Source organism: Winogradskyella ludwigii, from assembly GCF_013403985.1.
Lineage (GTDB): Bacteria > Bacteroidota > Bacteroidia > Flavobacteriales > Flavobacteriaceae > Winogradskyella > Winogradskyella ludwigii.
Genome location: NZ_JABFDF010000005.1, coordinates 220,272 through 245,960, shown reverse-complemented (window position 1 = coordinate 245,960; position 25,689 = coordinate 220,272). Strand labels below are relative to the sequence as shown.

Here is a 25,689-nt window from a genome sequence, read left to right as displayed (position 1 = left end):
TCGGTTATTTTTGCGACTATTACTCAATAAAAATATGTCTTTAAAAAAAGCGTCTATAGTTATCATGGTAATTTTACTGATAGATCAAATCAGTAAAATTTATATAAAAACTCATTTTCAATTGGGAGAAGATGTAACGGTGTTTTCGTGGTTTAAAATTGCATTTATAGAAAATGATGGTATGGCTTGGGGAACTAAACTGAGTGATTTTACCACGTTAATTTCTGACCGATCTGCTAAACTTATATTAACCTTATTTAGAATTGTAGCGGTTACAGGTATTGCATTTTGGCTAATAGATGTTACTAAAAAACAAAAGTCTAAGACCTTAATATTTGCTGTTTCTATTATTTTTGCTGGTGCTTTAGGTAATATATTAGATTCTGTTTTTTATGGTATTTTGTTTAATGATAGCGTTATGCAAGTGGCTACATTTTTACCAGAAGACGGAGGTTACGCTGATGTGTTTCATGGTAATGTAGTAGATATGTTGCATTTTCCGATTTGGAGCGGAGTAATGCCTGATAATTTACCTTTAATTGGAGGGAAATACTTTTCGTTTTTTGATCCTGTTTTTAATATAGCTGATATGGCAATTAGCACAGGCATTGGGATTTTAATTGTGTTTAATAAGAAAGCTTTTGAAGAGTCATCTAAAAATGATACACACGATTCGGAGTTACACAATAATCCAATCTAACGTCATCTTCTGAAGCTTCAATAGTTTCATCCTCAACTTCAAAAAAAGACAAACCAATTTTTAATGTTTTAGGTTTGCAATTCGCTAAAAAACGATCGTAGAATCCTTTTCCGTAACCAATTCTATGGCCTGTTTCATTAAAAGCTAAAAGCGGAATAAAAACCACTTCTAATTGTGATGACGGGATTTCTATACCATCTACTGGTTCAGGAATATTGTAGGCATTTTTCTTGATTTTTGTATTATCAGTGAGCAAATAATGCGTCATGCTGTAATCTTCAAAATTACTTTTAGAAATGATAATATTTTTATCTTTTCCGGCTAAAATATTTAGGATATAATCGGTGTCTATTTCTTTTTGTTCTTCAATAGAAAGAAAAATATGATAGAAGGTTTTATCCCAAATATTTAAGGTTAAGAGTTTGTTAGCAATGTCTAAACTAAAATCGTCAACTTCAGTAAGGGATAGTTGCTGACGTAATTCTTTATATTTTTTTCTTAATAAAGACTTTTTCATTAGGCTTCAATTTCGGTAGAAATATGGAAAATAGCATCACCTTGATAAATAATAGGAGATTCATTCACATTAAAAACATAACCTGAATAAGGCGATTTTACAAAGTAATTAAAACTACCATAAGGATCTGTAATATTTCCTAATACATCACCTTTTTTTACAGGAGCATTAATGTCTACAGTGGCTTTAAACATTCCAGAGTATTTCGCTCTCAGCCATTTACTTTCTTTAATTACCACAGCATCTGCTTTAGGTCTTGATACTTTAAACTTACTTCTAAGCATGCCAAAATGATGCAGCACACGTTTGGCACCATTGACGCCTGTGTTGGTTATATTGTTATGGATATTAAAAGATTTTCCGCCTTCAAACAATAACATAGGTATACCAGCTTTATCACAAGCATTTCTATACGATTTGTTTAAGTTTTGAGAATAATAAATAAAGGGAGCACCAAAAATATGAGCCAATTCGGTAAGTCTTGGGTTTTGTTCTACAATTCTAATTTGTGCGGCATTAAAACGGTCTGCTCCACCTGTATGAAAATCCATCGCAAAATCGACATGAGGTACTAACTCTGTCATCACAAAATGTGCGACTCTACTGGCTAAAGAACCATTGGCGCTTCCAGGAAAAGAACGATTTAAATCTCGTCCATCAGGAAAAAGACGGTCCATGTTCAAAAAACCGAAAACGTTAATGACAGGAACACAAATAATGGTGCCTGTCTTAGGAATGTTAATACCTTTTGCGATAATTTGTCTTATAATTTCTACACCGTTAATTTCATCACCATGAATACCTGCAGTCATTAAAACTGTAGGTCCAGGTTTTTTAGAGCGCTCAATAATGATTGGAACTTCTAGAGTATTACGCGTATGTAATTTGGCAACTTCAAAATTAACAATAGCACTTTTTCCAGGTGCAACAGCTGTGCCTAAAATATTTAAGACATTGGTTTGTTTTGTACTCATAGACGTTTAAATATTACGTTCTATATAACGTATAATGGTTTTAGCAATATCTTTTTGAGTCGCTGTTTCTATACCTTCAAGACCGGGAGAAGAATTTACTTCTAATATTAAAGGTCCTCTGGCAGATTGCAACAAGTCTACACCACAAATGCCAAGTCCTAAAGATTTTGCTGCTTTTAGTGCTGCATTTTCTTCTTCATCAGAAAGTTCTACAATATTTGCACTTCCACCTCTGTGCAAGTTAGATCTAAATTCACCTTCTTTACCTTGTCTTTTCATTGCGCCAACAACGATACCATCGACTACAAAAACTCTTATATCTGCACCTTTAGATTCTTTAATAAATTCTTGTACAATCACTCTCGCTTGCAAGCCGTTAAAAGCTTCTAAAACAGATTCTGCTGCATTTTTGGTTTCAGCTAAAACAACACCAAGACCTTGTGTACCTTCTAATAATTTAATAACCAATGGAGCTCCGCCAACATACTCAATAACTTCAGATACATCTTTAGTGTAATTTGAAAATACAGTTTTAGGCATTCCTAAACCTGCACGAGATAACACCTGTAAGCTTCGTAATTTATCACGAGATCTAACCAAAGCTTGAGATTCTACTGTAGAGAAAACTTTCATCATCTCAAATTGTCTTACCACAGCCGTTCCATAAAATGTTACAGAAGCTCCAATACGTGGAATGATGGCATCTATATTTTCTAAGTGTTTTCCTTTGTATATAATCGCAGGGTTTTTCTTTTCAATAATAATTTCACACTTTAAAGGATCTATAACCTCTACAGTATGCTTGCGTTTTGTTGCGGCCTCAACAAGACGCCTTGTAGAATATAAATTAGGATTTCTTGATAATATAATAATGTTCATGTCTTGGGTTTTAATATAGAATAGGTAAAATTACAGTTATGTGTTTAATAGGTTTTTTTCTTGAAAAGATACATTTTTTAAGGTCACATCGACAACAAATTTTTTCAGCAAAAACTTACGACCAATTAGAATAGGATACTTCATATCGTCTCTATCATTTAGAGTAAGATGAATGCTATATTTTTTGTTGAATAAAAATATAGTCGTCTTAACCTTATAGCGTCGTTGAACAATACCATTGCTACTTTTTACCTTTGTAGTGGTGTAGTTTTTAAAAAGGATCTTTTTTCCATTATAATTAGGATGTCCTTTGTCGTAGAATAAACATTTTAGGACACCATCTTCTTCATAATATTTATGACAATGAATGGATGAGGTATAGGCTCCTGTATCAATTTTTATATCAATATCAATTAAATCTAGGGCAGGAAAATCTGCTTTGTCTATTCTTCCAATAAATTTTTTAGGCATTCTTTTTTATTAAAATAGTGATGCAATGTAATCATTATGTTGCTTTAGTCGTATTGTTTTTAAAGTAAATTAAAGATTATCAAAAATTGAAGTATTACCTTTGATAAAATGCCAAAAACGACTCTAGAAATACAGATAAAAACGTTACCACACCAGCCTGGTGTGTATCAATATTTTGATATTGATGATCAGTTAATTTACGTTGGTAAAGCTAAAGATATAAAAAAGAGAGTTAGTAGTTACTTTAATAAGCATCACGATTATGGCAAAACACGTGTTTTAGTTAAAAATATAGTTTCTGTTAAACACATTGTTGTAGAAACCGAAAATGATGCGTTGCTGTTAGAGAACAATCTCATTAAAAAATACAAACCAAAGTATAACGTTTTATTAAAAGACGATAAATCTTATCCTTGGATTTGTATAAAAAAAGAACGGTTTTCAAGAGTATTCCCGACACGACGTGTTATTAAAGATGGCTCAGAATATTTTGGACCTTATACGAGTATGAAAACCGTAAAAACGCTTTTAGGTTTAATAAAAGGGTTATACCAATTACGAACGTGTAACTACGATTTGTCTGAATCAAAAATTAGCTCGGGGAAATATAAAGTCTGTTTAGAGTATCATTTAGGAAATTGTTTAGGTGCTTGCGAAGGTTATGAAACCGAAGAGGAATACCAAGCCAACATTGTAGCGATTAGAGAGATTTTGAAAGGAAATTTTAAAGATTCCTTACAACAATTTAGAATTCAAATGAGGCAATTTGCAGAACAGATGCAATTTGAAGATGCTCAGAAAATAAAAGAAAAACTCGAAGTTTTAGAAAACTACCAAGCCAAATCTACGATTGTAAATCCTAAGATTAATAATGTAGATGTGTTTTCAATTGTTAGTGATGAATCTTACGCTTATGTTAACTTTTTACAACTAAGCCATGGGTCAATCATTAGATCGCATACGCTGGAATTAAAGAAAAAGTTACAGGAAACAGATTTAGATCTATTAGAATTAGCAATTACTGAAATTAGACAACGCTTTAATTCAAATTCAAGAGAAATTTATGTGCCATTTGAAGTGAATTTAGGAGGTGATTTAAAGATTACCATTCCAAAACTTGGTGATAAAAAGAGTATTTTAGATTTGTCTATACGTAATGCTAAGTATTTTAGAATGGATAAATTTAAACAAGTGAAGCTTGTAGATCCAGACAGGCATGCAAATAGGATTATGGCACAAATGAAAGCTGATTTACGTTTGTCTGAAGAACCAAGACATATTGAATGCTTTGATAATTCTAACATTCAAGGAACAAATCCGGTGGCAGCATGTGTGGTTTTTAAAAACGGAAAACCGAGTAAAAAAGATTATCGTAACTTTAATATTAAGACAGTTGTTGGTCCAGATGATTTTGCATCTATGGAAGAGGTGGTGTACAGACGTTACAAACGTTTAGTAGAGGAAGAGCAGCCATTGCCACAACTGATTATTATAGATGGTGGTAAAGGCCAATTATCGTCAGCATTAAAAAGCTTAGATGTTTTAGGCTTGAGGCAAGAAATCGCGATTATAGGTATTGCAAAACGTTTAGAGGAATTATTCTATCCAGATGATCCAATTCCTTTATATTTAGACAAGAAAAGCGAAACCTTAAAAATAATACAGCAACTACGAAATGAAGCGCATCGTTTTGGAATTGAGCATCATAGAAATAGACGAAGCAAGGGAGCATTAACAACTGAGCTAGAAAATATTCCTGGTGTAGGAGAGCAAACAATCGTAGATTTAATGAAGCAATTTAAAACGGTAAAACGTATTGGTAACGCTAAGTTAGATGAATTAGAGGCGGTTGTTGGAGTCTCTAGAGCTAGTAAAGTATATAATTATTATCATAAAGAATAAAAAACCTTTCGGATTAAAAAGAAATTGATTGGTGTATTAAAATGAAAACAATAATTCTCATAGTGCTCATATTTGTTACTGCGTTTTTTCAATTAAATGCGCAGAAGGAGATGTCTAAGCCTGAACCCAAAGTAGGTTTAGTATTAAGTGGTGGTGGAGCTAAAGGTTTTGCGCATATTGGTGTTTTAAAAGTTATCGATAGTCTAGGTATTAAGATTGATTATGTTGCAGGTACAAGTATGGGAGCCATTATAGGATCTTTATATGCTGCAGGTTATTCTGGTAAACAATTAGAAACAATTTTTAGAGAACAAGATTTTAATGTCTTAATAAATGACGACTTTCCAAGAGCATCTAAGTCCTTTTATGAACGGGAGAATGCTCAAAAATACATGGTAACGTTACCTTTTGATAAATTTAAAATCGCTTTGCCTTCTGCATTATCTCGTGGGCAAAATGTATATAATTTACTGTATCATTTATTACTTCCTGTTAATGGTATTAGAGATTTTAAAAAGCTACCTATTCCGTTCTTTTGTGTTGCTACTAATATAGAAACAGGAGAATCTTTAATCATAGAAAAAGGTAAATTGGCAGAAGCTGTTACAGCAAGCGGAGCCTTACCATCATTGTTTCAGCCGGTAAGTATTGATGGAAATATTTTAATTGATGGTGGTGTTACCAATAATTTTCCTGTTGAAGAATTACGTGCAAAAGGAATGGATATTATTATAGGAGTAGATGTTCAAGATGCATTAAAAGATCGTTTAGCTTTAAAATCTGCTCCAGATATTTTACTACAGATTAATAATTTTCGTACAATAAATGCTATGAGAAGTAAAGTAAAATTGACGGATGTTTATATCAAACCCGACATCTCTAGCTTTTCAGTAATTTCTTTTGATGAAGGCAAGGATATTATTTTTCATGGAGAGTCTGCAGCTAGAATTAATTTATCTAAACTTCAGGATATAAAAAACCAACAGTCTAATTATATAGAGCGGCCAGAACTAAAAATTATTGATAGTCTTACCATTAACCGCATTAGTTTAGGAGGTAATGAACGGTATACAAGGTCTTTTATTTTAGGAAAACTTAAGCTAAAAGATGAAGAAAGAATAAGCTATACAGATTTTAAACAAGGTATAAACAGTCTTATTGCTACAAGTAATTTTGATACATTTAGATATGATTTAGAACCTACTGAAAACGAATCGGAATATAAACTTATAGGTAATGTTATAGAATCTGAAACTTCTACATTTCTTAGGTTAGGTATACATTATGATGGGCTTTATAAGAGTGCTCTGCTCGCTAATTTAACCAAGAAGAAGTTGTTGTTTAATAATGATATTGCCTCATTAGATGTTATTTTAGGGGATAATTCTAGATATAATTTTGATTATTTTATTGATAAAGGGTTCTATATCAGTTTAGGTTTAAAATCCCGATTTAATCAGTTTAATAAAAATGTTAATCCTTTACTCGCGTTAGATGAAAATTCACCTTTATTAGCAAGCTTGAATAGAATTGATGCCGAAATATCAGATTTTACCAACCAGGTATATTTGCAAACTATTTTTCAGAAAGATTTTTCGTTACGATTAGGGATAGAGCATAAGCGTTTTAAAATAACGTCTGAAACTATTATTGAAGACGATGATGAAACTGAAATCACTTTTGAAAACTCTAATTATTATAGTGTTTTTGGGAATTTAAATTATGATACTTATGATAATTTTCATTTTCCAAAAAGCGGTTTTTATTTTAATGGTGATTTTCACCTGTATGTAGACGCTACTGGTTTTAATACCAGTTTTAGAAATTTTTCAATAGCTAAAGCAGATCTTGGTTATGCTTTTAGTTTTAATAATAAGCTCAGTTTAAAAACAGAAGCTAACGGAGGTTTTAAACTTGGAGACAAATCTACAAATGCATTTGGATTTGGATTAGGAGGTTATGGATCTAACTTTATTAATAATTTTTATTCCTTTTATGGTTACGACTATTTAACTTTAACAGGGGATAGTTTTGTTAAGACGACGTTTACATTGGATTACGAGGTTTTTAAAAAGCACCATGTCTTATTCGCGGCAAACTATGCGAATATAGCTGACGGACTTTTTGATAGCGGTCAATTCTTTTCTTCACCAACTTACAATGGTTATGCTTTAGGATATTCTTTAGAAACGTTTTTGGGACCATTAGAAGCTAAATATGCCTACTCTCCAGATACAGGTAATGGGTATTGGTATTTTAATCTCGGATTTTGGTTTTAGAGATCTTTATAAATTAAGCACAAAAAAAAAGAGACTATCTTTTCAGATAGTCTCTTTTTGTATTTGAATAGTTTTATTTATTCAGAGTCTCCAACTTGAGTTGCTGGCACATCTCCTGCTTCAACTTCTTCTTCGTCTTCATCATCTGCATCTACAACAGCTAATCTACTACGTCTTACTTGACAAACAACAGTGTTATCTGGGTGTACAAACTTGTAGTTTTCATTCTCTAATTCAGTAATATATAATTTACTACCAATTTTTAAAGGAGTGATGTCGATTTCAACAAAATCAGGAAGGTTAGAAGGCGTTGCTTTTACTCTAAGCTTACGGAATGGCATTCTTAAGTTACCACCATTCATAACTCCTTTAGAAGAACCTGTAGTGTGTACAGGAATTTCCATAGTAATTTCTTTGTCTTCGAAAATTTGATAAAAATCGATGTGTATAATCTTATCTGTTACTGGGTGAAATTGAATATCCTGCATTATAGCATTGTATTCTACACCGTTATCTAAGGCAATCACAACTGTATGAGCGCTAGCTGTATATACAAGTTTTGAAAAAGCCAATTCTGGTGATGAGAAATGTAATGGCTTGTCTCCTCCGTATATAACGCAAGGAACCTGACCAGCATTACGTAAGGTTTTAGTTGCCTTTTTACCTACGCTTTCTCTTTGAGATCCGTTAATTGTAATTGATTTCATTTTTGAAATGTTTGTTTATTAATATTTTAATTCCCTCATTTTGAGGGCTGCAAATGTAAATATTTTAAATGAAAATACTAGTAGTTAGCTCATGTTTTTTTTAACATGAGCATGTATTGGCATATAGCCTTCTGTTAGTAAGTTGTAAGAGTCTTAAGCTATGGGTTTTGTGTGGGTTACATTACAAATTTGTTGCTTATAGATTCGTTATGATGTACATTATGCATCACATCTGCAAATAAATCAGAACAACTTAACACTTTTAACTTTGGGCTTTGCTGCTTTAAAGGAATAGAATTGGTTACAATTAATTCTTCTAGTTTTGAGTTTTCGAGTTTTTCGTAAGCATTCCCAGATAAAATTGGATGTGTACAAATAGCTCTTACACTTAATGCACCACGTTCCATCATTAAATCTGCAGCTTTGGTTAATGTGCCAGCAGTATCTACCATATCATCTACTAAGACAACATTTTTGCCTGTTACATCTCCAATAAGTTCCATATGAGAGATCACATTAGCTTTTGCACGTTGCTTATAACAGATAACAACGTCACTCTTTAAAGCTTTAGAATAAGCATAAGCACGTTTAGAACCTCCCATATCAGGCGACGCAATAGTAAGGTTGTCTAAATTTAAACTTTTTAAATATGGTAAAAAGATAGTAGAAGCAAATAAGTGATCTACGGGTTTTTCAAAGAATCCTTGAATTTGATCCGCGTGTAAATCCATAGTGATAATACGAGTTGCTCCTGCAGCCTCTAACATTTTAGCGACCAATTTAGCAGCAATAGGAACTCTAGGTTTGTCCTTTCTGTCTTGTCTTGCCCAACCAAAATAAGGCATAACAGCTGTGACATGTCTTGCAGATGCTCTTTTTGCAGCGTCTATCATTAATAACATTTCCATTAAATTTTTTGGACCTGGATTGGTAGATCCTATAATAAAAATTCGTGTTCCTCTGATAGATTCTTCATAAGACGGTTGGAATTCACCATCGCTATAAGTTGAAGTAATTACTTTACCTAGCTTAGTTCCGTATTTTTTAGCTATTTGCTCTGCAAGGTGTGTACTTTGAGAACATGCAAAAATTTTGGCTTTTCTGGTTTCGTATGGCATTTGATATCAGTTGTTTAGTGGGTCTGGTTAAGGGATTTCTGTTCGTTTCAAAGTTAGAAAATTATTTTTTCTATCTAAAGTATAAAACCTACTAATTTTAGCGAATAGCCAAAAATATTTTTCTATTTTTGCAGTCCGAATTTACTTTAGTAGAGTAATCGGAATATCAAATTACACTTGCTCAAGTGGTGGAATTGGTAGACACGTTGGATTCAAAATCCAATGTCGCAAGACGTGCGGGTTCGATTCCCGCCTTGAGTACTTAGTAAAACCGCAATAATCTTAATATAAGATGTTGCGGTTTTTCTTATTTATACCATTATACTGCGCAATAGAATCGATAATAATTATTAGGTTATATCTCGATCTCCAAAATCTATTTTAACCTTAATTATCACATCGGAGGCTATTAAACCAATTCCGTTTGGATATAGGCGTCTTCTATTTACAATTAACCCTATTATATGTAAAATTAACCTAATTACTTTTTGTAGTCTAAAAAATTATATTATTTTTGGTTAACCAATCTGGTTAACCAATTAAAAATAAGCGTTATAAGTCGTTATTGTTAGTGTTGTTGTCATTTAATAGTATGATACTTTTTTTTAGTATGTTCTAATGATTAAGATGTTGATAACCAAGGGTTAAGTTGTAGTGAAATTGATCACTATTAAAATTTAAAGAATTAATAAATGAAAAAGTATCTCTTAGCTATCAGTTTATTATTAGCATTTTTCTCTTGTGATAAGCAAACAGAAGAAGAAAAACTTCTATTAATTTCTAATAGTACTGAATTAAACAATGCCATTAAAAATGCCCAACCGGGAGATGACCTTATATTAAAGAATGGTGTTTATAAAAATCTTGAAATTAATTTTAGAGGACAAGGGACTAAAGACAATCCAATAACCTTAAAAGCTGAAACTTCAGGTAAGGTTATTATTGAAGGGCAATCGTATTTAAAATTCGGAGGTGAATATTTAGTCGTAGAAGGTTTACATTTTAAAAATGGATTTTCACCTTCTAGTGCTGTAGTAGATTTTAAAATAAGCCATAAAGATACACTAGATGAAATCGCTTTTAACTGTAAAATAACCAATTCTGTTATTGAAGATTTTAACAAACCAAAACGAGATAACAGTGATTTATGGGTTCAGTTTTGGGGAAGGTATAATGAATTAAGTAACTGCTATATTGCTGGTAAAACCAATAGAGGACCTACTGTTAGAGTAAGTATAGAAGGTATTGAAAGTATTAATAATTACCATCAAATTGTAAATAATCATTTTGGGCCAAGACCAGTAAAAGGAGGTCCAAGTGGAGAAACTATTCAATTAGGTAATAGTTATACATCTATGTCTCCTAGCCATACTATGGTAGCCAATAATTTATTTGAAGAGTGTAATGGTGAAGTTGAAGTCATTTCAAGTAAAACTAATTTCAACGAATTTAGAAACAACGTATTTTATAAAAGTGAAGGCTCATTAGTAACCCGTCATGGAAATTATTCTATTATCGATGGTAACTACTTTATTGGAGATGGTGTAAATAAAAATGTTGGAGGAATTAGAATCATTAATACAGGACATTGGGTTACCAATAACTATTTCTATAACTTAATAGGTACAAGTTTTAGAAGTCCATTGGCTGTGATGAATGGAATTCCTAAATCGCCATTAAACCGCTATAACCAAGTAACAGATGTGGTGGTTGCTTATAATACTTATGTAAATTGTAGTTCGCCTTGGCAATTTGGAGTGGGTACAAATATTGCACAAGCAGATGTTTTACCGAAATCTGAAATTAGATCTGCACGAGCTATCAGAACTACTGTTGCTAATAATGTTATATATAATGACAAAGGACTTTCTGCCATTGTCGTTGAAAATGACAAAGCAGACGGTGTACTATTTAAAGACAATATTGTAGATAATAAAGGTGTCAGTTTTAAAGATTTTAATGGTGGAATTGTAACCGCATCTTTAGAATTGAAAAAAGTATCCGATAATATTTTAATTCCTACGGGAATTTCTAATGACGTTGAAGTTTATAATGGATTCGATTTCAATACTATTGAAAAGGATTTGTTTGGTGCTTCAAGAAAAGATAATAATACGATTGGTGCAACTGTAAGTGCAGATGTTGCTAATCCAAACATATTAGACAAATCTAAATATGGTACGTCATGGTTTTCAAATGTAGTTGAAGCAAAAGAACCTGTAATTCATACTGTAACCAAAGCAGAAGACATACAAACTAAAATAAATGAAGCAACCAACGGAGATATCATTGCTTTAGCTAAAGGTGTTTATAGTTTAGATAAATCTTTGGTGATTAATAAAACAATCATTATTCAGTCTCAAGGAAACGAAAAAGCACAATTGGTTTTTTCTGGTGCATCTAACACACCATTATTTTCATTAGAATCTAAGGGTAAACTGACAGTAAATAATATTAGTTTAAAAGGGCATACTTCAAATTATGCTTTTGCAAGTTTAAATAAAAACATGTCTAACCATTTTGGATTAACCGTTACAAATGCAGAAATCAGTGATTTTGGTTATGTTCTTAAAGTATATAAAGAATCATTTTCAGAACGTATAACTTTTGAAAATACATCAATTTCAAATTGTGAAAATGGAATTGAACTTTCTGAAGAAACAAACGATAAAGGAGATTATAACACAGAATATTTAACGATTAATAACTGTAATTTCAATAACGTGAAAGCTAATGTGATTGATTATTACAGAGGTGGTTATGATGAGTCTACTATAGGAGGAAACCTTTTAGTGTCTAACAGTACATTTATTAATTGTGGTGCTAATGAAGAAAATAAAAGATTGCTAAACCATAATGGTATTGTAAATGTGAATATCACTAAAAACACTTTTACAAATAATAAAGTTCAATTTGTTTCCATTTTATGGGGAGCGAAGAATAATATAGAATCTGAAAACAGTTTAACAAACTCTGGTCAGATAAAAACAGAAGAAAATTTAGTAATGAAATTAATGTATTAAGAGGTCTAAAGCCAGAACATATTGTGCAAAATACTGGTAAGATTAAAGTGGTTCAGAATAAAAAATTAAAGTTAGTCTGTTAATCCTACTGAACCACTTTACATTCTTTTTTAATATAATTATTGTTTCTAAAAATAAGAATAGAGTAAAATGATGATTCACTAAAGATCGTTTAAATCATTAAGAATTAATAAACCCTAACAAAATGAAAAAAGTAGCATTTACATTAGCTATTCTTTTAACAGCATTCGCTTGTAAAGAAAATTCTAAAACCGCGTCAGGTTCACCTACAGATACCGCTGAGACTGCTAAAGTCACAAAATACCCAAGTGATGTTATTCCATTTATGGATGAGTGGAAGATTCTATTAGGAGATGGTACAAAGGCTGATGATTTAATTGGTTATGAAAAAGATGATTTTTTCTATGTGGAAAACGAAAATGATATTGATTGGGTCGTTTATAAAACACCAAACTCTGGTATTACATCAAGAACGTCTAGTAATACAAGAACAGAGTTGGGTCAAAAAAAGCACTGGATACCAGAAGTTGGCGGTAAATTAACAGGAACATTAAAAGTGCAACATGTTTCTACTTCAGGAGATGCTAGAGTTGCAGCATCTTACTCAGTGGTAGTTGGGCAAATTCATAGTGATGAAGGTCACGAAAATGAACCTATAAAAATCTTCTACAAAAAATTCCCTGGTCATACAAAAGGGTCTGTGTATTGGAACTATGAAATTAACACAGATGGTGAAGATAATTCAACAAGATGGGATTATTCTACAGCAATTTGGGGTTACGATATGTCTGCAGTTGGACCAAGTGCAAATGAATATCCTGCAGAACCAGAAAATGGTGTTGCCTTAGGTGAAGAATTCAGTTACGAAATAAATGTTTATAAAGGTATAATGTACCTTACATTTACAAGTGAAGGACACGAAACAGTGAAGTTCACAAAAAACTTATTGAAGTCTGATTTTTCGACAAAACAAGACATTCCAGAACAGATATGGTCATTGTATGCATCAATAGGTCGCGATGGTATAGAGCGTGACAGTGCTTATGCTGGCGAAATAAATTATTTTAAACAAGGTGCATATAACCAAACCAACGGTAAAGATCCCGAAGAGAATATGGTTTGGTATACAGGATCTGAAACTTATAACGGAGATATTGCTAAGCAGTATGAAAATGGCTGTTATTCTGAAGTTTGGTTCAAGGAAGCCACTGTTGGAGAAGGTACAATGCCTAACGAATAAAATACAAACTATTGAAAAATGTAATATTTGTAATGGGAGTTTCTGGTTGTGGTAAAAGCACCATTGGGAAACTACTTGCGCAAGACTTAAATATGGCTTTTTTTGATGGAGATGATTTTCATCCAGAGGCTAACATTACTAAAATGTCTAGTGGTCAATCTTTAAATGACGATGATAGACAAGGTTGGTTAGAGACTTTAAATAACTTAGCAAAAACACAATTAATTAATACTAGTTGTGTCATTGTATGTTCTGCTTTAAAACAAAAGTATCGTGATATTTTAAGTTCTGATATTCAAAACGAAACCAAATGGGTTCATCTCGCAGGATCTTTTGATCAGATTTTTGAACGTGTAAATAGTCGAGCAGATCATTTTATGCCTTCGGAATTATTGAAATCACAATTCGATATTTTAGAAGAACCTAAAAATGCTATTGAGATTGATATAAGCTTAACACCAGAACAAATTATTAAAAAGATAAAACAAGAATTAATGAATACTTCAGAATTTGGATTATTTGGTTTAGGAGTCATGGGCAAAAGTCTGTGTAGAAATTTAGCTAACAACGGTTTTAAAATTTCTATGTTTAATAGACATGTTGATGGTGTAGAGGAAGATGTTGCTAAGAATTTTAAAGCGCAATACTCGGAATTAGATCAAGCCAAAGCTTTTGATGATATTGCTTCTTTTGTTAACTCACTGCAACAACCACGAAAAATTATGCTCATGGTTAATGCGGGAAAAACAATAGATTATGTTATCGAAGATTTACTGCCGCATTTATCTGAAAACGATATTATAATAGATGGTGGGAATTCTAATTATAAAAAAACAAAAGAACGCAACGAGTATTTAAAAACAAAAGGAATCCATTTTATAGGAACCGGAGTTTCTGGAGGTGAAGAAGGAGCTTTAAAAGGACCATCTATAATGCCAAGTGGAGATAAAGATGCTTATGAAAATGTGGCTCGCTTTTTAGAAACAATTTCTGCGAAAGACAAGAATGGTTTACCATGTTGTACTTACGTTGGTCCAGAAGGAAGTGGTCAGTTTATAAAAATGGTACACAACGGTGTAGAATATGTAGAAATGCAATTATTGGCTGAAGTGTCTACTATTTTAGAGGCTTTAGGTCAGAATCCAGATGTCATTTCTAAAACTTTAGAAGGTTGGAAAGCTTCTGCGAGTAGTTATTTATTAGAAATAACAGCAACTATATTTCAAAAGAAAGAAGGAGACGATTGGTTAGTAAAAAAGATATTAGATAAAGCAGGAAATAAAGGCACTGGAAATTGGACAACTATTGCTTCTGCAGAACTTGGAGTACCAAGCACCTTAATTTCTTCGGCATTATTTTCGAGATATATTTCTTTCTATAAAGAAGAACGAATCGAATTAAGTAAGAATTTTGATAAACTAGATCCTTCGGAATTAGATGTGACTACAACTGAAATTTTAGAAGCGTATCAATTTGCAAGGATTATAAACCATTATCAGGGTTTTAAATTAATTGCTGAAGCATCTAATAAATTTTCTTGGGATTTAAATCTAAGTGAAATTGCTAGAATCTGGACAAACGGTTGCATTATTAGATCTACTTTAATGGAAGAATTGGTTGAGGTGTTTAAAACAACATCTAATATTCTAACGGATTCTCATTTAATAACTCTTATTAATCACTACAAGCCATCATCTAAAAAAGTGGTTTCTCAATGTGTTCTTAATGAAATAACGATACCTGCTTTAGGAGAAGCTGTTCAGTTTTTTAACGGAATTACAACAAAATATGCTTCGGCAAATATTATTCAAGCACAACGCGATTATTTTGGAGCGCATACGTATCAAAGATTAGATGATGCTTCCGGAAAAAGTTATCATACAAACTGGATATAAAGCCCAATAACTACTAAACAACAAATAACTACTATAATGGAATTAACTAAGCCTAAAAAATCATTTTTACAAAAAATAATAGCTATCATATTAGGCTTTGGACCAGGTATTTTTGCTATTGGTTATACTATTGGTACAGGTAGTGTTACTGCAATGATTGTAGCGGGAAGTAAATTTAATATGCAGTTGTTATGGGTGCTTTTAGTGAGTTGCCTCTTTTCTGGAATTTTAATGTTTGCCTACGGAAATTATGCCTTAATTACTGGCGAAACAGCGCTTTTTGGATTTAAAAAACACTTTAAATTTGGTAAGATTCTAGCCATTGCTATTATTATTGGTATTACGTTTGGGCAATGGAACTCACTAATGGGAATTTTAGGGATTTCATCCAACATTATTTTTGAAATATTAGTTCTTAATTTTGAAGGGTTAAGTGCTTATAAGTATGAAACTGTTTTGGTTACAGCGATTGTAATTATAGTTGTTTTTTACCTTTTAATGTTAGTCGGTAAGTATACGTTCTTTGAGAAAATACTAGTCATATTTGTGACTCTAATGGGAATGTCATTTGTATTATCATTATGTTTTGTACAGCCACTTTCTGTAGATGTTATTAAAGGATTAATACCAACAATTCCAGATGTTCCAGGTGGTAAAATGTTGGTTGCTGCTTTTGTTGGGACTACGATGGCTTCTGCTACATTCTTGTCAAGGCCTCTGTTTGTAAAAGGAAAAGGTTGGACCATTAAAAATTTAGATCAGCAAAAACGAGATTCTATAACAGCAGCTATTTTAATATTTGTGATAAGTGGAGTTATTATGGCAGTAGCTGCAGGAGCTTTGTATTATCAAGGTAAAGAAGTTACTCAGGTTTTAGATATGGCAAATACTTTAGAGCCAGTTGCTGGTAAATGGGCCGTTTCTATTTTCTTCTTTGGAGCATTAAGTGCTGGTTTATCATCTATTTTTCCTTGTTTATTAATCGCACCATTATTGATTGCAGATTACCAGTCAGGTGAGTTAGATACAAATTCTCGTCAGTTTAGAATTATAACAGCTGTTGCTTGTTTAGTAGCTTTAATTGGTCCTGCTTTTGGTGCTAACCCAATTGAAATTCAGATTCTATCTCAGGTATTTAATGTATTTGTTTTGCCTATTGTTATTCTTGGAATTATCATGATTGTTAACAGTAAGAAGATTATGAAAGGTTACAAAACAAGTCTCTTTGTAAACATAGGATTGTTTGCGTCGCTTCTTTTTGCATGCATTATTTCTTATAATGGTGTCTTAGCATTAATGGAATATTTTTAGTCAGAGGTTTTTTATGCTTCTATCAAAATAGAACAGATTTGAGTTAAATAGCTATATAATTTTGGGTTAATACCTAAAATCGTGTATATTGGTAAACCAATTTGGTAAACCAATTTTAAGTCCTATGAAAATCAATCGATTCCTCAGTTTTTTATTAGTAATTATTGTTTCCTTAATAGCATTTTCATTCAAAAGTATTGATCCTAATGTATTGTTAGTTAATAATATATCTGAATTTAATAAAGCAGTTAAAAATGCAAATCCAGGCGATGTTATTACATTAGCAAATGGAATATGGAAAGATGCAGAATTAGTTTTCGAAGGTAAAGGAACTGTTGAAAATCCAATTAAATTAACCGTTGAGGAAAAAGGAAAAGTAACTTTAGAAGGGGCTTCAAATTTACAATTAGCAGGAGAGCATTTAATTGTAGAAGGTCTTGTTTTTAAAAATGGGTACACACCAACAAATGCTGTTATTTCTTTCAGAAAGAATAGAGAAGAAATGGCCAATAATACAAGATTAACGGAATGTGTTATTGATAATTTTAATAATCCAGAACGTCAAGTACAAGATTATTGGATTACTATCTACGGAAAAAATAATCGTATTGATCATAATCATATTGTAGGTAAAAAGAATCTAGGTGTTACTATGATTGTTGGTTTAGATACCAAAGAAAGTCTGGCTAATAATCATAAAATAGATCACAACTATTTTGGTCCTCGTCCAACTTTTGGAAATAATGGAGGCGAAACATTAAGAATAGGAACAAGTCATCATGCCTTAGAAAACTCAAACACTTTAGTAGAATCTAATTATTTTGATAGAACTAACGGAGAGCACGAAATTATTTCAAACAAATCTTGCCAAAACACATTTAAATATAATACGTTTTTTGAATGTACAGGAACATTAACAATGCGTCATGGAAATGAAACATTGGTCGATGGAAATGTATTTATAGGAAACGGAAAACCAAGTACAGGTGGTGTTCGTATTATTAACGAAACACAAACCGTTATTAATAATTATCATATTGGTTTAACAGGATATAGATTTAGAGGTGCTTTTGTAATGATGAATGGAGTGCCAAATTCACCACCAAATCGTTATGTTCCAGTAATCGATTCAAAAGCAAATAATAATACGTTTATAGATTGCGATCATATTCTGTTTGGAGCAGGTAATGATTCAGAAAGAAGTCAAGCACCAAGAACATCTCAGTTTGCTAATAATATTATTTATAACACAAAAAAGAAAGATATTTTTAGTATTGATGCAGATATTAGTGGCATTACTTTTAAAAATAACCTTTTAGATAAAAATGGCGAGACTAGCATTAAAGAAGGTTTTAAAAATGAAGATATTACATTAGTAAAAAATGAACAAGGATTTTTAATTCCCACCTCTAAAAAAATTAAAAACAAAATAGCCATCAGTCCTAAGGTTGCTACAAAAGACAACACTGGTATTTCTTGGTATTCTAAAGCAGATAAAACAATAGCTTTAAGTTCAGGTAAAACGATAAAAGTAAAAGCCGGAATTAATACGTTGTATAATATTGTAAAGGAATCTAAACCAGGAGATATTATAGAATTGGAAACAGGTGGAATCTACTTACTAACTAAAGCCGTTCAAATTAATCATCCCTTAACGTTTAAAACTTCAGGAGCAGAAAAAGCGACTATTCTATTTGAAAGAATGATGGCTTTCGAAATTCAAAATGGTGGAAGTCTCGCTCTAGAAAATGTAACTTTCGATGGTACAAAATCACCAGATTATGCTGGGAATTCTGTAATAAGCACAAGTAAAAACTCAATGTTAGATAACTATAAATTATTTATAGATAACTGTGAGTTTAAAGACATGGTGGTTAATCATTCTTTTGATGTGTTACGAGTTTCAAAAGGAACATTTGCAGATACTATTAGTATTCAAAATTCAACATTTAAAAATATCTCAGGACATATTGCGGCATTGGATAAAGAAACGGATGATATTGGAGCTTATAATGTAGAGTACTTAATAATGAAAAACAATACAGTTACCGATTTACAAGGTGCAGCTTTACGTTTATATAGAGGAGGAAAAGATGAAAGTACATTTGGTCCATTCCTAGAAGTAGACCATAATGTATTTAATAATGTAGGTTTTGGTAAGAAGAATAAATATGGAGTAGCTATGTCTTTATATGGAGTTCAGGTTAACGATATCCAAAACAATAATTTCACTAACACAAAAGGTTTAAATATGCACTTAGTAGTAGGTGAGCCAATAGTTAACGTGGTTAATAATAACTATTACAAATCAGGTAAAATTGAAGTGACAGGTGATCAAAAATACAACGTTAAAAACCTTTATAATACAGAACCAATATTTAAAGAAGGAACCTTTGAATTGTCAGATGATTCTTCATTAAAAGGAAAAGCAACAGACCTTAAAGATATAGGAACTATTTCTAAAAACTAGCTATGAACTTTACTAGTAAAATCAGCATCAAAATTACTTTAATCGCAATTGTATTAACTACGTTTTCCTGTAAAAAAGAAACCGAAGTTAATGTGATTAATGAAAATGAAACCACTACAAATCAAGAGCACCCTAATTTAATTCTTACAGCTCAAGGCGTTCAAGATATTAGAGCGCAATTAGGTAATGTTCCTATTTTTGATAACACTTTACAAAAAGTGAAAGAAGAAATAGATGCAGAAATTGCATTAGGAATAGACACACCAATACCTTTAGATTATTCTGGAGGTTATACACATGTGCGCCATAAACGTAATATGGTAGTATTACAAAAAGCAGGTGTTTTGTATCAAATTTTAGACGATGAAAAATATGCAAAGTATGTAAAAGACATGCTAATGCAATATGAAGACATGTATAAAATGTTGCCATTGCATCCCAAAACTAGATCGTATGCAAGAGGGAAGTTATTTTGGCAATGTTTAAATGACTCTAATTGGTTGGTTTATGTAAGTCAGGCTTATGATTGTGTTTATAATTATTTATCAGAAGAAGAACGCAACAAATTAGAGACCAATTTATTTAGACCGTTTGCAGATCATATTTCTGTAGATAGTCCACAATTTTACCAAAGAGTTCATAATCATAGTACATGGGGAAATGCAGCTGTTGGTATGATTGGTTTGGTTATGGACGATGAAGAATTAATTGATCGTGCCTTATACGGAATAAAAGGAGTGGCTTTAGATACAAAGGCTAAAGATGATGATGGTGGATTTTTAAATAAAGATGGAAAAGCAGGTTTTTTAGCGAATATTGAAGAGCCTTTTTCACCTGATGGTTATTATAATGAAGGGCCTTATTATCAACGCTACGCCATGTATCCTTTTTTAGTTTTTGCTGAAGGTTTACATAATGTAAAACCAGAATTGAAGATTTTTGAATATAAAGAAGGAGTGCTTTTAAAATCTATAAACGCACTTTTAAATTTATCTGATGCAGATGGTGAGTTTTTTCCACTTAATGATGGGCAAAAAGGCATGTCATATTATAATGATGCTTTAGTAACTGCAGTAGATATCTCATACCATTTTGGAACACAAGATCCTGGTTTACTAAGTATAGCAACAGAACAAAATAAAGTATTGCTAGACGATTCTGGTTTGGCAGTTGCGCTTGGTATTAAAAATGGGAAAGCAAAACCGTTCGAGAAAAAATCTATTAATTTATCTGATGGGCCAAATGGAACACAAGGCGGTGTTGGTATTTTAAGAAATAAAGACATAGAGCTTGTTTTTAAATATGCAGCACAAGGATCTAGTCATGGTCACTATGATAAGTTGTCGTATTCTTTATTCGAAAATGGAGAAGAAGTTATTCAGGATTATGGTTTAGCACGTTTTGTAAATATTGAACAAAAAGGTGGTGGTAATTATTTGAAGGAAAACAAATCATGGGCAAAACAAACGATTGCTCATAATACCGTAACACAAAATGAAACGTCTCATTTTACGGGGAAATATGATATTGGATCTAAATACCATTCTGATTTACATTATTTTTCTTCAGACAATGAAAATGTTCAAGTGGTAAGTGCAACCGAAACCAATGCTTATCCAGGAACTGAAATGCTTCGTACAATGGCAATCATTTATGATAAGGATTTTGAAAAACCTTATGTGCTAGATATTATGAAAGTGGTATCTAATAAAGCGAATAAGTACGACTTTCCATATTACTTTTTAGGACAAGTGCTAAATACAAATTTCGATTATAAAGTACCAGAGACTTTAAAAGCTTTAGGAAGCAAAAACGGATACCAACATTTATATGTTGAAGGAATTGGGAAATCTAAAGAAGAAAACACTAAATTTTCTTGGTTAAATAAAGGGAAGTTTTATAGCTTAACAACGGTTTCTGATAGTAATGATGATATTTTATTTACAAGAATCGGAGCAAATGATCCTGAATTTAATTTACGTAGAGAAGCGGCAATAATGTTAAGGAGGAAAAACACAAAAAACACGCTTTTTGTTTCTGCAATTGAAGCACATGGTAATTATAGTCCTATTTCAGAATCTGCAGTTAATTCTAATAGTAATATTGCTGTATTAAAAGTAGTTTTGGATACTGAAGCTTATACAGCTGTTTCAATCACAAACATAAATGGTCGTACAAAACTATTTATCACGGCAAATACAAATGCTTCTAAGGAAGTAAAACATAATATCAAAATTAACGATAAGAATTATGAGTGGTCAGGTTCTTATTATTTTAACTAAACACAAATAAAAATTACAATTATGAAAAGATTAAGCGAAAAGTACATTATTACAAAAGATATCGAATGGGAAGTACTTGGTGGAGGAGTATCAAGAAAATTTTTAGGTTACGATAACCAAATTATGATGGTGAGAGTAAAATTTGATAAAGGAGCTTTAGGTACTCCACATCAACATTTTCATACCCAAGCTACATTTTGTGTTGCTGGTAAATTTGAATTTGAAATTGATGGAGTAAAGCAAATTGTAGAAGCAGGTGATGGTGTTTATATAGAACCTAATTTAATACATAGTGCAGTTTGTTTAGAAGAAGGAGAGCTTATTGATACATTCAGTCCGGTAAGAGAAGATTTCTTAAGTGGTGGTGCAGTTTCTTACTTTGGAGATAAATAATTATACCCAAAAAGCGATTAGTCCTATGCGTGAAGACGTTACGGATTAGTCGTATAATTCTTACAGATTAATTAATCTATGCTGTTTTAACTTTAATATGTGCTCTTTTAACATATAATAATTACGAAAACGTTGTAATTAACAAATATTTATATATATTTGGTAAACCAATTTGGTAAACCAGTTTGGTTTACCAAATAATAATACTAAGAATTAGTCCTAATTCTATTTTTATAACGGACCTATAGTTATAGTATAATTAAACTAAAATAAACAACGAAAAAATTAATCTAAACAATGAATTATGAATTTAAAAATTAAACTCATTACAATGGTTACACTTCTCTTTAGTGTAATGATTTTTGCTCAGGATAGCTATACCATAAAAGGTACAGTGACTTCAGCAGCAGATAATATGCCCATTCCTGGAGCAAACATTATCATTGCTGAAACAACTACGGGAGCAACAACAGATTTCGACGGGAATTATCAATTACAAGTCAAGAAGGGAGATGTTGTAAAATTCTCATATGTAGGATATGTTACTCAAGACGTAATTATTGATGCTCAGACAACAATTAATGTACAACTAGTAGAAGATACTAGCGCATTAGAAGAGGTTGTGGTTGTAGGGTATGGTACACGTAAAAAATCACACCTTACAGGATCTGTATCTAGTATTGGTGGTAAAGATGTTGCAGCTGTACAAGTTACTCGTGTAGATGAAGCATTAGCAGGTAAGTTATCTGGTGTGTTAATCCAGAATCAAGATGGATCACCTGGTGCAGCTCCAAAAATTCAGATTAGAGCAGCTTCTTCAATTTCAGGTGCGTCAAGCCCTCTTATTGTAGTTGATGGATTTCCAATTTCAGGAGGTTTAGAAACTGTTAATCCAAACGATATTGAAAGCTTAGAAATATTAAAAGATGCAGCTTCTTCTGCTATTTATGGTTCTAGAGGTGCAAATGGTGTTGTTTTAGTTACAACTAAAAAAGGAAAGTCTGGTAAAACTAGTTTTAGTTATAATACTTATGTAAGTACATCAAGTAAGTACCGTGACAATATATTAAAGAATGCTTCAGAATGGGCGTCTTATGCTAGATCTGAAATTGCTGCTGGTAATTGGACAAGTACGGTTAATGATATAGATTCAGATTTTTTAGAGTATAGATTAAGTGCTTTTGAAAACTCGCCTGGTGCAATTAGTCCAGAAGATTGGCTTTTTAGAAATGGTACTACAACGAGTCATGATTTTAGCATGAGTGGAGGTACGGATAGTGTTAATTATTTTGCTTCTGTAGGTTACCAAAAAGCTGAAGGAGTTATAATAGTTGAAGGTTTCGAAAAATTAAATGCACGTTTAAATATTGATGCTAAATTAGGAGACAAATTTAAAGCAGGTGTAAGTTTTAATGGATTTACATCTCAGAGAGATATATTAGGTCCTGAAATGAGAGATTTATTAAGGTCAGCAGCAATTAGTCCTATTTATCATACGGAAGAATCTATTGCATTCGTTCAAGCATTGGATGCTCAAGCACAGAGCTTAGGATTAGATGCATTTGATGCTGGGTATAGAGGTTCAGGTTATGAAGCTAATAGTATTTATGCTTTAGAACCAGGTATGGCGGCGAACGATTGGCATTATGGAAGAAGTAATAATGGTATTGGAGGTTCTGGTGATGCTGGTCCTGCTGCAAAGTTAGATAATTCTGAGTCTTGGGAGAAAACGTTTTTTGGTAATGTAAATTCTTATTTACAATATAGCATCATAGATGGTTTAAATATAAAAACTGTTTTAGGTGGAGATTTAAAAGATACTCAAGAATATGAACATAGATTAATTGGGTATGATTCTAGAGCAAGAATAAACCAAACATTTATGGATCAAACAGATTTAAAAGTGTGGTCTATATTAAGTGAAACAACGTTAAGCTATGCAAAACAGATTGGAAAGCATGATATTTCTGCTGTTGCTGGTGTAGAATATCAAACGACTAAGTTTATTGGAACCGCTTTGGATGCTGTAAATGTGCCAGATCAAGCAGTTCTTAGTTTCGAATTATTTGATCCTGCAGATATTACTGTTACTGAAAGAAAAGAGACAAGAATAAGAGAAAGTGTTTTTGGAAGAGTTAATTATGCTTATGACGATCGTTTCTTAGCATCTGTATCCTTAAGAAGAGATGGTGATTCTCGTTTTGGAGCTAATGAACAATATGCAACGTTTCCAGCGCTTTCTTTAGGATGGAATGTGCATAATGAATCTTTTTTAGAAGATAATAATACAATTAGTAAATTAAAATTAAGATTTAGTACAGGGTCTTTAGGAACAACGTCTTTCTTAGGGTCGTATGATGCATTAAGTCTATTAGATCCTTCAGCAACATACTTTGGGACTGGCTATTTAATCCCAGAAAATGTAGCAAACGAAGATTTAACATGGCAAACAAATACAGAAACGAACTATGGTATTGATTTCGGAGTTTTAAATAACCGTTTTACATTTGGTGTAGATTATTATACTTCTGATATTGAAGATATCTTGATTAATCAAAGTGTTTCTGAAGTATTAGGTACACCGTCCATTGTACTTAATTCTGGAGATGTAAGAAGTTCTGGTTGGGAGTTTGAATTTAATGGAAGGCTAATTAGCAACGATGATTTCAAATGGAGTATGGCGGCTAATTTATCTACGGTTACTACAGAAATTACAGATTTAGGTGGTTTAGATGAATTACCTTCAGCAATTTATGGACAAAGTGGTAGAGGTCCAGTATTTAGAAATTATGTAGGTGGTGGTATTGGTGAAATGTGGGGATTAGAAACAGACGGAGCTGTTGAGGATTCTTATATCGCAGATGCGACAAGATACATTAATGGTCAGGTAGGTGAGTCTTATGTAGTAGATCAAAATGGAGATGGAGTGATAGATAGTGAGGATTATGTTAAGATAGGTCAAAATACTCCAGATTTCTATTGGGGAATGTCACATAACTTTAGCTATAAGTCTTTTGATATGTCTTTACAATTCCAAGGATCTCATGGAGCAGAGGTTTATAATGTAGATCCACTTTATTATGGTTCTCAATGGGGAGGATTATTAGCAGATAGTTTTGATAATAATGTTGTAGATGTAGTTTCTGGAGAGCTTAGTGGTGATGGTATTGCTGATCACAATGGTAGGTTTTATACTGCGAATAGAAATCAAACAGATGCTGTGGTACAAGATGCTTCTTTTATAGCATTAAGAAATATTACTATTGGTTACACATTCGATCAAGATTTAACTAGTAAAATAGGCTTAGGTTCTGTTAGAGCTTATCTAGCCGCTTCTAATCTATTGTACATAATGGCAGATAACTATACATCTTACAACCCAGAAGGTGTAGCTACAACAGGTAGTGATTATTTAGGACCAACAACTTATGGTGCACAGGTAGGTGCTAGTCCAGTGGTAAGAAGTTTCACTTTTGGTTTAAATGTTAATTTTTAATAAAAAATAAA

Annotated in this window: 17 protein-coding genes and 1 tRNA gene; 12 read left to right on the top strand and 6 right to left on the bottom strand. The window is 32.1% G+C overall.

The features are described 5' to 3' along the window. Positions 1-34: 34 nt before the first annotated feature. The gene (locus tag HM981_RS13455) at positions 35-700 is read left to right on the top strand and encodes a lipoprotein signal peptidase (RefSeq protein ID WP_179339326.1); all 666 of its coding nucleotides are present in this window, start codon (positions 35-37) and stop codon (positions 698-700) included. Here HM981_RS13455 and HM981_RS13450 read toward each other — a convergent pair. Genes HM981_RS13450 through HM981_RS13435 form a run of 4 tightly spaced genes read right to left on the bottom strand, consistent with a single transcriptional unit; the run spans position 654 to position 3,541 of the window. Then, complete coding sequence (locus HM981_RS13450) at positions 654-1,217, bottom strand: 5-formyltetrahydrofolate cyclo-ligase (RefSeq protein ID WP_179339325.1); 564 nt, start codon at positions 1,215-1,217, stop codon at positions 654-656. The two genes, HM981_RS13455 and HM981_RS13450, sit on opposite strands and share 47 nt — an antisense overlap. Then, entirely contained in the window at positions 1,217-2,191 is a 975-nt protein-coding gene (locus HM981_RS13445; RefSeq protein WP_179339324.1) for a succinylglutamate desuccinylase/aspartoacylase family protein, read from the bottom strand. Before HM981_RS13445 ends, HM981_RS13450 begins: the two co-directional genes overlap by 1 nt. Positions 2,192-2,197: 6 nt before the next feature. After that, positions 2,198-3,070: a 30S ribosomal protein S6--L-glutamate ligase gene (gene rimK / locus HM981_RS13440; RefSeq protein ID WP_179339323.1), complete on the bottom strand. Its 873-nt coding sequence runs from the start codon at positions 3,068-3,070 to the stop codon at positions 2,198-2,200. 36 nt (positions 3,071-3,106) lie between these two features. Further along, positions 3,107-3,541, bottom strand: coding sequence for an ATP-dependent zinc protease family protein (locus HM981_RS13435; protein ID WP_179339322.1), 435 nt, complete (start codon positions 3,539-3,541; stop codon positions 3,107-3,109). A 108-nt stretch (positions 3,542-3,649) separates the two neighbouring features. On the opposite strand from HM981_RS13435, the gene uvrC reads away from it, so the two are divergent. Beyond that, positions 3,650-5,443: an excinuclease ABC subunit UvrC gene (gene uvrC / locus HM981_RS13430; RefSeq protein WP_179339321.1), complete on the top strand. Its 1,794-nt coding sequence runs from the start codon at positions 3,650-3,652 to the stop codon at positions 5,441-5,443. 41 nt (positions 5,444-5,484) lie between these two features. Next, positions 5,485-7,722, top strand: a complete 2,238-nt coding sequence (locus HM981_RS13425) for a patatin-like phospholipase family protein (RefSeq protein WP_179339320.1) — start codon at positions 5,485-5,487, stop codon at positions 7,720-7,722. A gap of 77 nt (positions 7,723-7,799) precedes the next feature. Here HM981_RS13425 and HM981_RS13420 read toward each other — a convergent pair whose 3' ends face one another. Beyond that, positions 7,800-8,429: a 50S ribosomal protein L25/general stress protein Ctc gene (locus tag HM981_RS13420; RefSeq protein ID WP_179339319.1), complete on the bottom strand. Its 630-nt coding sequence runs from the start codon at positions 8,427-8,429 to the stop codon at positions 7,800-7,802. Between the two features lie 176 nt (positions 8,430-8,605). Beyond that, entirely contained in the window at positions 8,606-9,547 is a 942-nt protein-coding gene (locus HM981_RS13415; RefSeq protein WP_179339318.1) for a ribose-phosphate pyrophosphokinase, read from the bottom strand. A gap of 179 nt (positions 9,548-9,726) precedes the next feature. On the opposite strand from HM981_RS13415, the gene HM981_RS13410 reads away from it, so the two are divergent. The 9 genes from HM981_RS13410 (at position 9,727) to HM981_RS13370 (ending at position 25,678) form a co-directional block, all read left to right on the top strand. After that, a tRNA-Leu gene (locus tag HM981_RS13410) sits at positions 9,727-9,808 on the top strand. 431 nt (positions 9,809-10,239) lie between these two features. Further along, complete coding sequence (locus HM981_RS13405) at positions 10,240-12,570, top strand: chondroitinase-B domain-containing protein (protein WP_179339317.1); 2,331 nt, start codon at positions 10,240-10,242, stop codon at positions 12,568-12,570. Positions 12,571-12,775: 205 nt separating this feature from the next. After that, the gene (locus tag HM981_RS13400; RefSeq protein WP_179339316.1) at positions 12,776-13,831 is read left to right on the top strand and encodes a polysaccharide lyase family 7 protein; all 1,056 of its coding nucleotides are present in this window, start codon (positions 12,776-12,778) and stop codon (positions 13,829-13,831) included. An 11-nt stretch (positions 13,832-13,842) separates the two neighbouring features. Next, positions 13,843-15,726, top strand: a complete 1,884-nt coding sequence (gndA, locus tag HM981_RS13395) for an NADP-dependent phosphogluconate dehydrogenase (RefSeq protein WP_246286258.1) — start codon at positions 13,843-13,845, stop codon at positions 15,724-15,726. A gap of 36 nt (positions 15,727-15,762) precedes the next feature. Continuing rightward, positions 15,763-17,037: an Nramp family divalent metal transporter gene (locus HM981_RS13390; protein ID WP_179339315.1), complete on the top strand. Its 1,275-nt coding sequence runs from the start codon at positions 15,763-15,765 to the stop codon at positions 17,035-17,037. A gap of 124 nt (positions 17,038-17,161) precedes the next feature. After that, positions 17,162-19,507 carry a polysaccharide lyase 6 family protein gene (locus tag HM981_RS13385; protein WP_179339314.1) on the top strand — a complete coding sequence of 782 codons (2,346 nt, stop codon included), beginning with the start codon at positions 17,162-17,164 and terminating at the stop codon, positions 19,505-19,507. A gap of 2 nt (positions 19,508-19,509) precedes the next feature. Continuing rightward, positions 19,510-21,789 (top strand): alginate lyase family protein, encoded by a 2,280-nt coding sequence (locus HM981_RS13380; RefSeq protein ID WP_179339313.1) that lies wholly within the window; start codon positions 19,510-19,512, stop codon positions 21,787-21,789. Between the two features lie 21 nt (positions 21,790-21,810). Further along, positions 21,811-22,182, top strand: coding sequence for a cupin domain-containing protein (locus HM981_RS13375; protein WP_179339312.1), 372 nt, complete (start codon positions 21,811-21,813; stop codon positions 22,180-22,182). Between the two features lie 304 nt (positions 22,183-22,486). Then, positions 22,487-25,678 (top strand): SusC/RagA family TonB-linked outer membrane protein, encoded by a 3,192-nt coding sequence (locus HM981_RS13370; protein ID WP_179339311.1) that lies wholly within the window; start codon positions 22,487-22,489, stop codon positions 25,676-25,678. Positions 25,679-25,689: the final 11 nt, after the last annotated feature.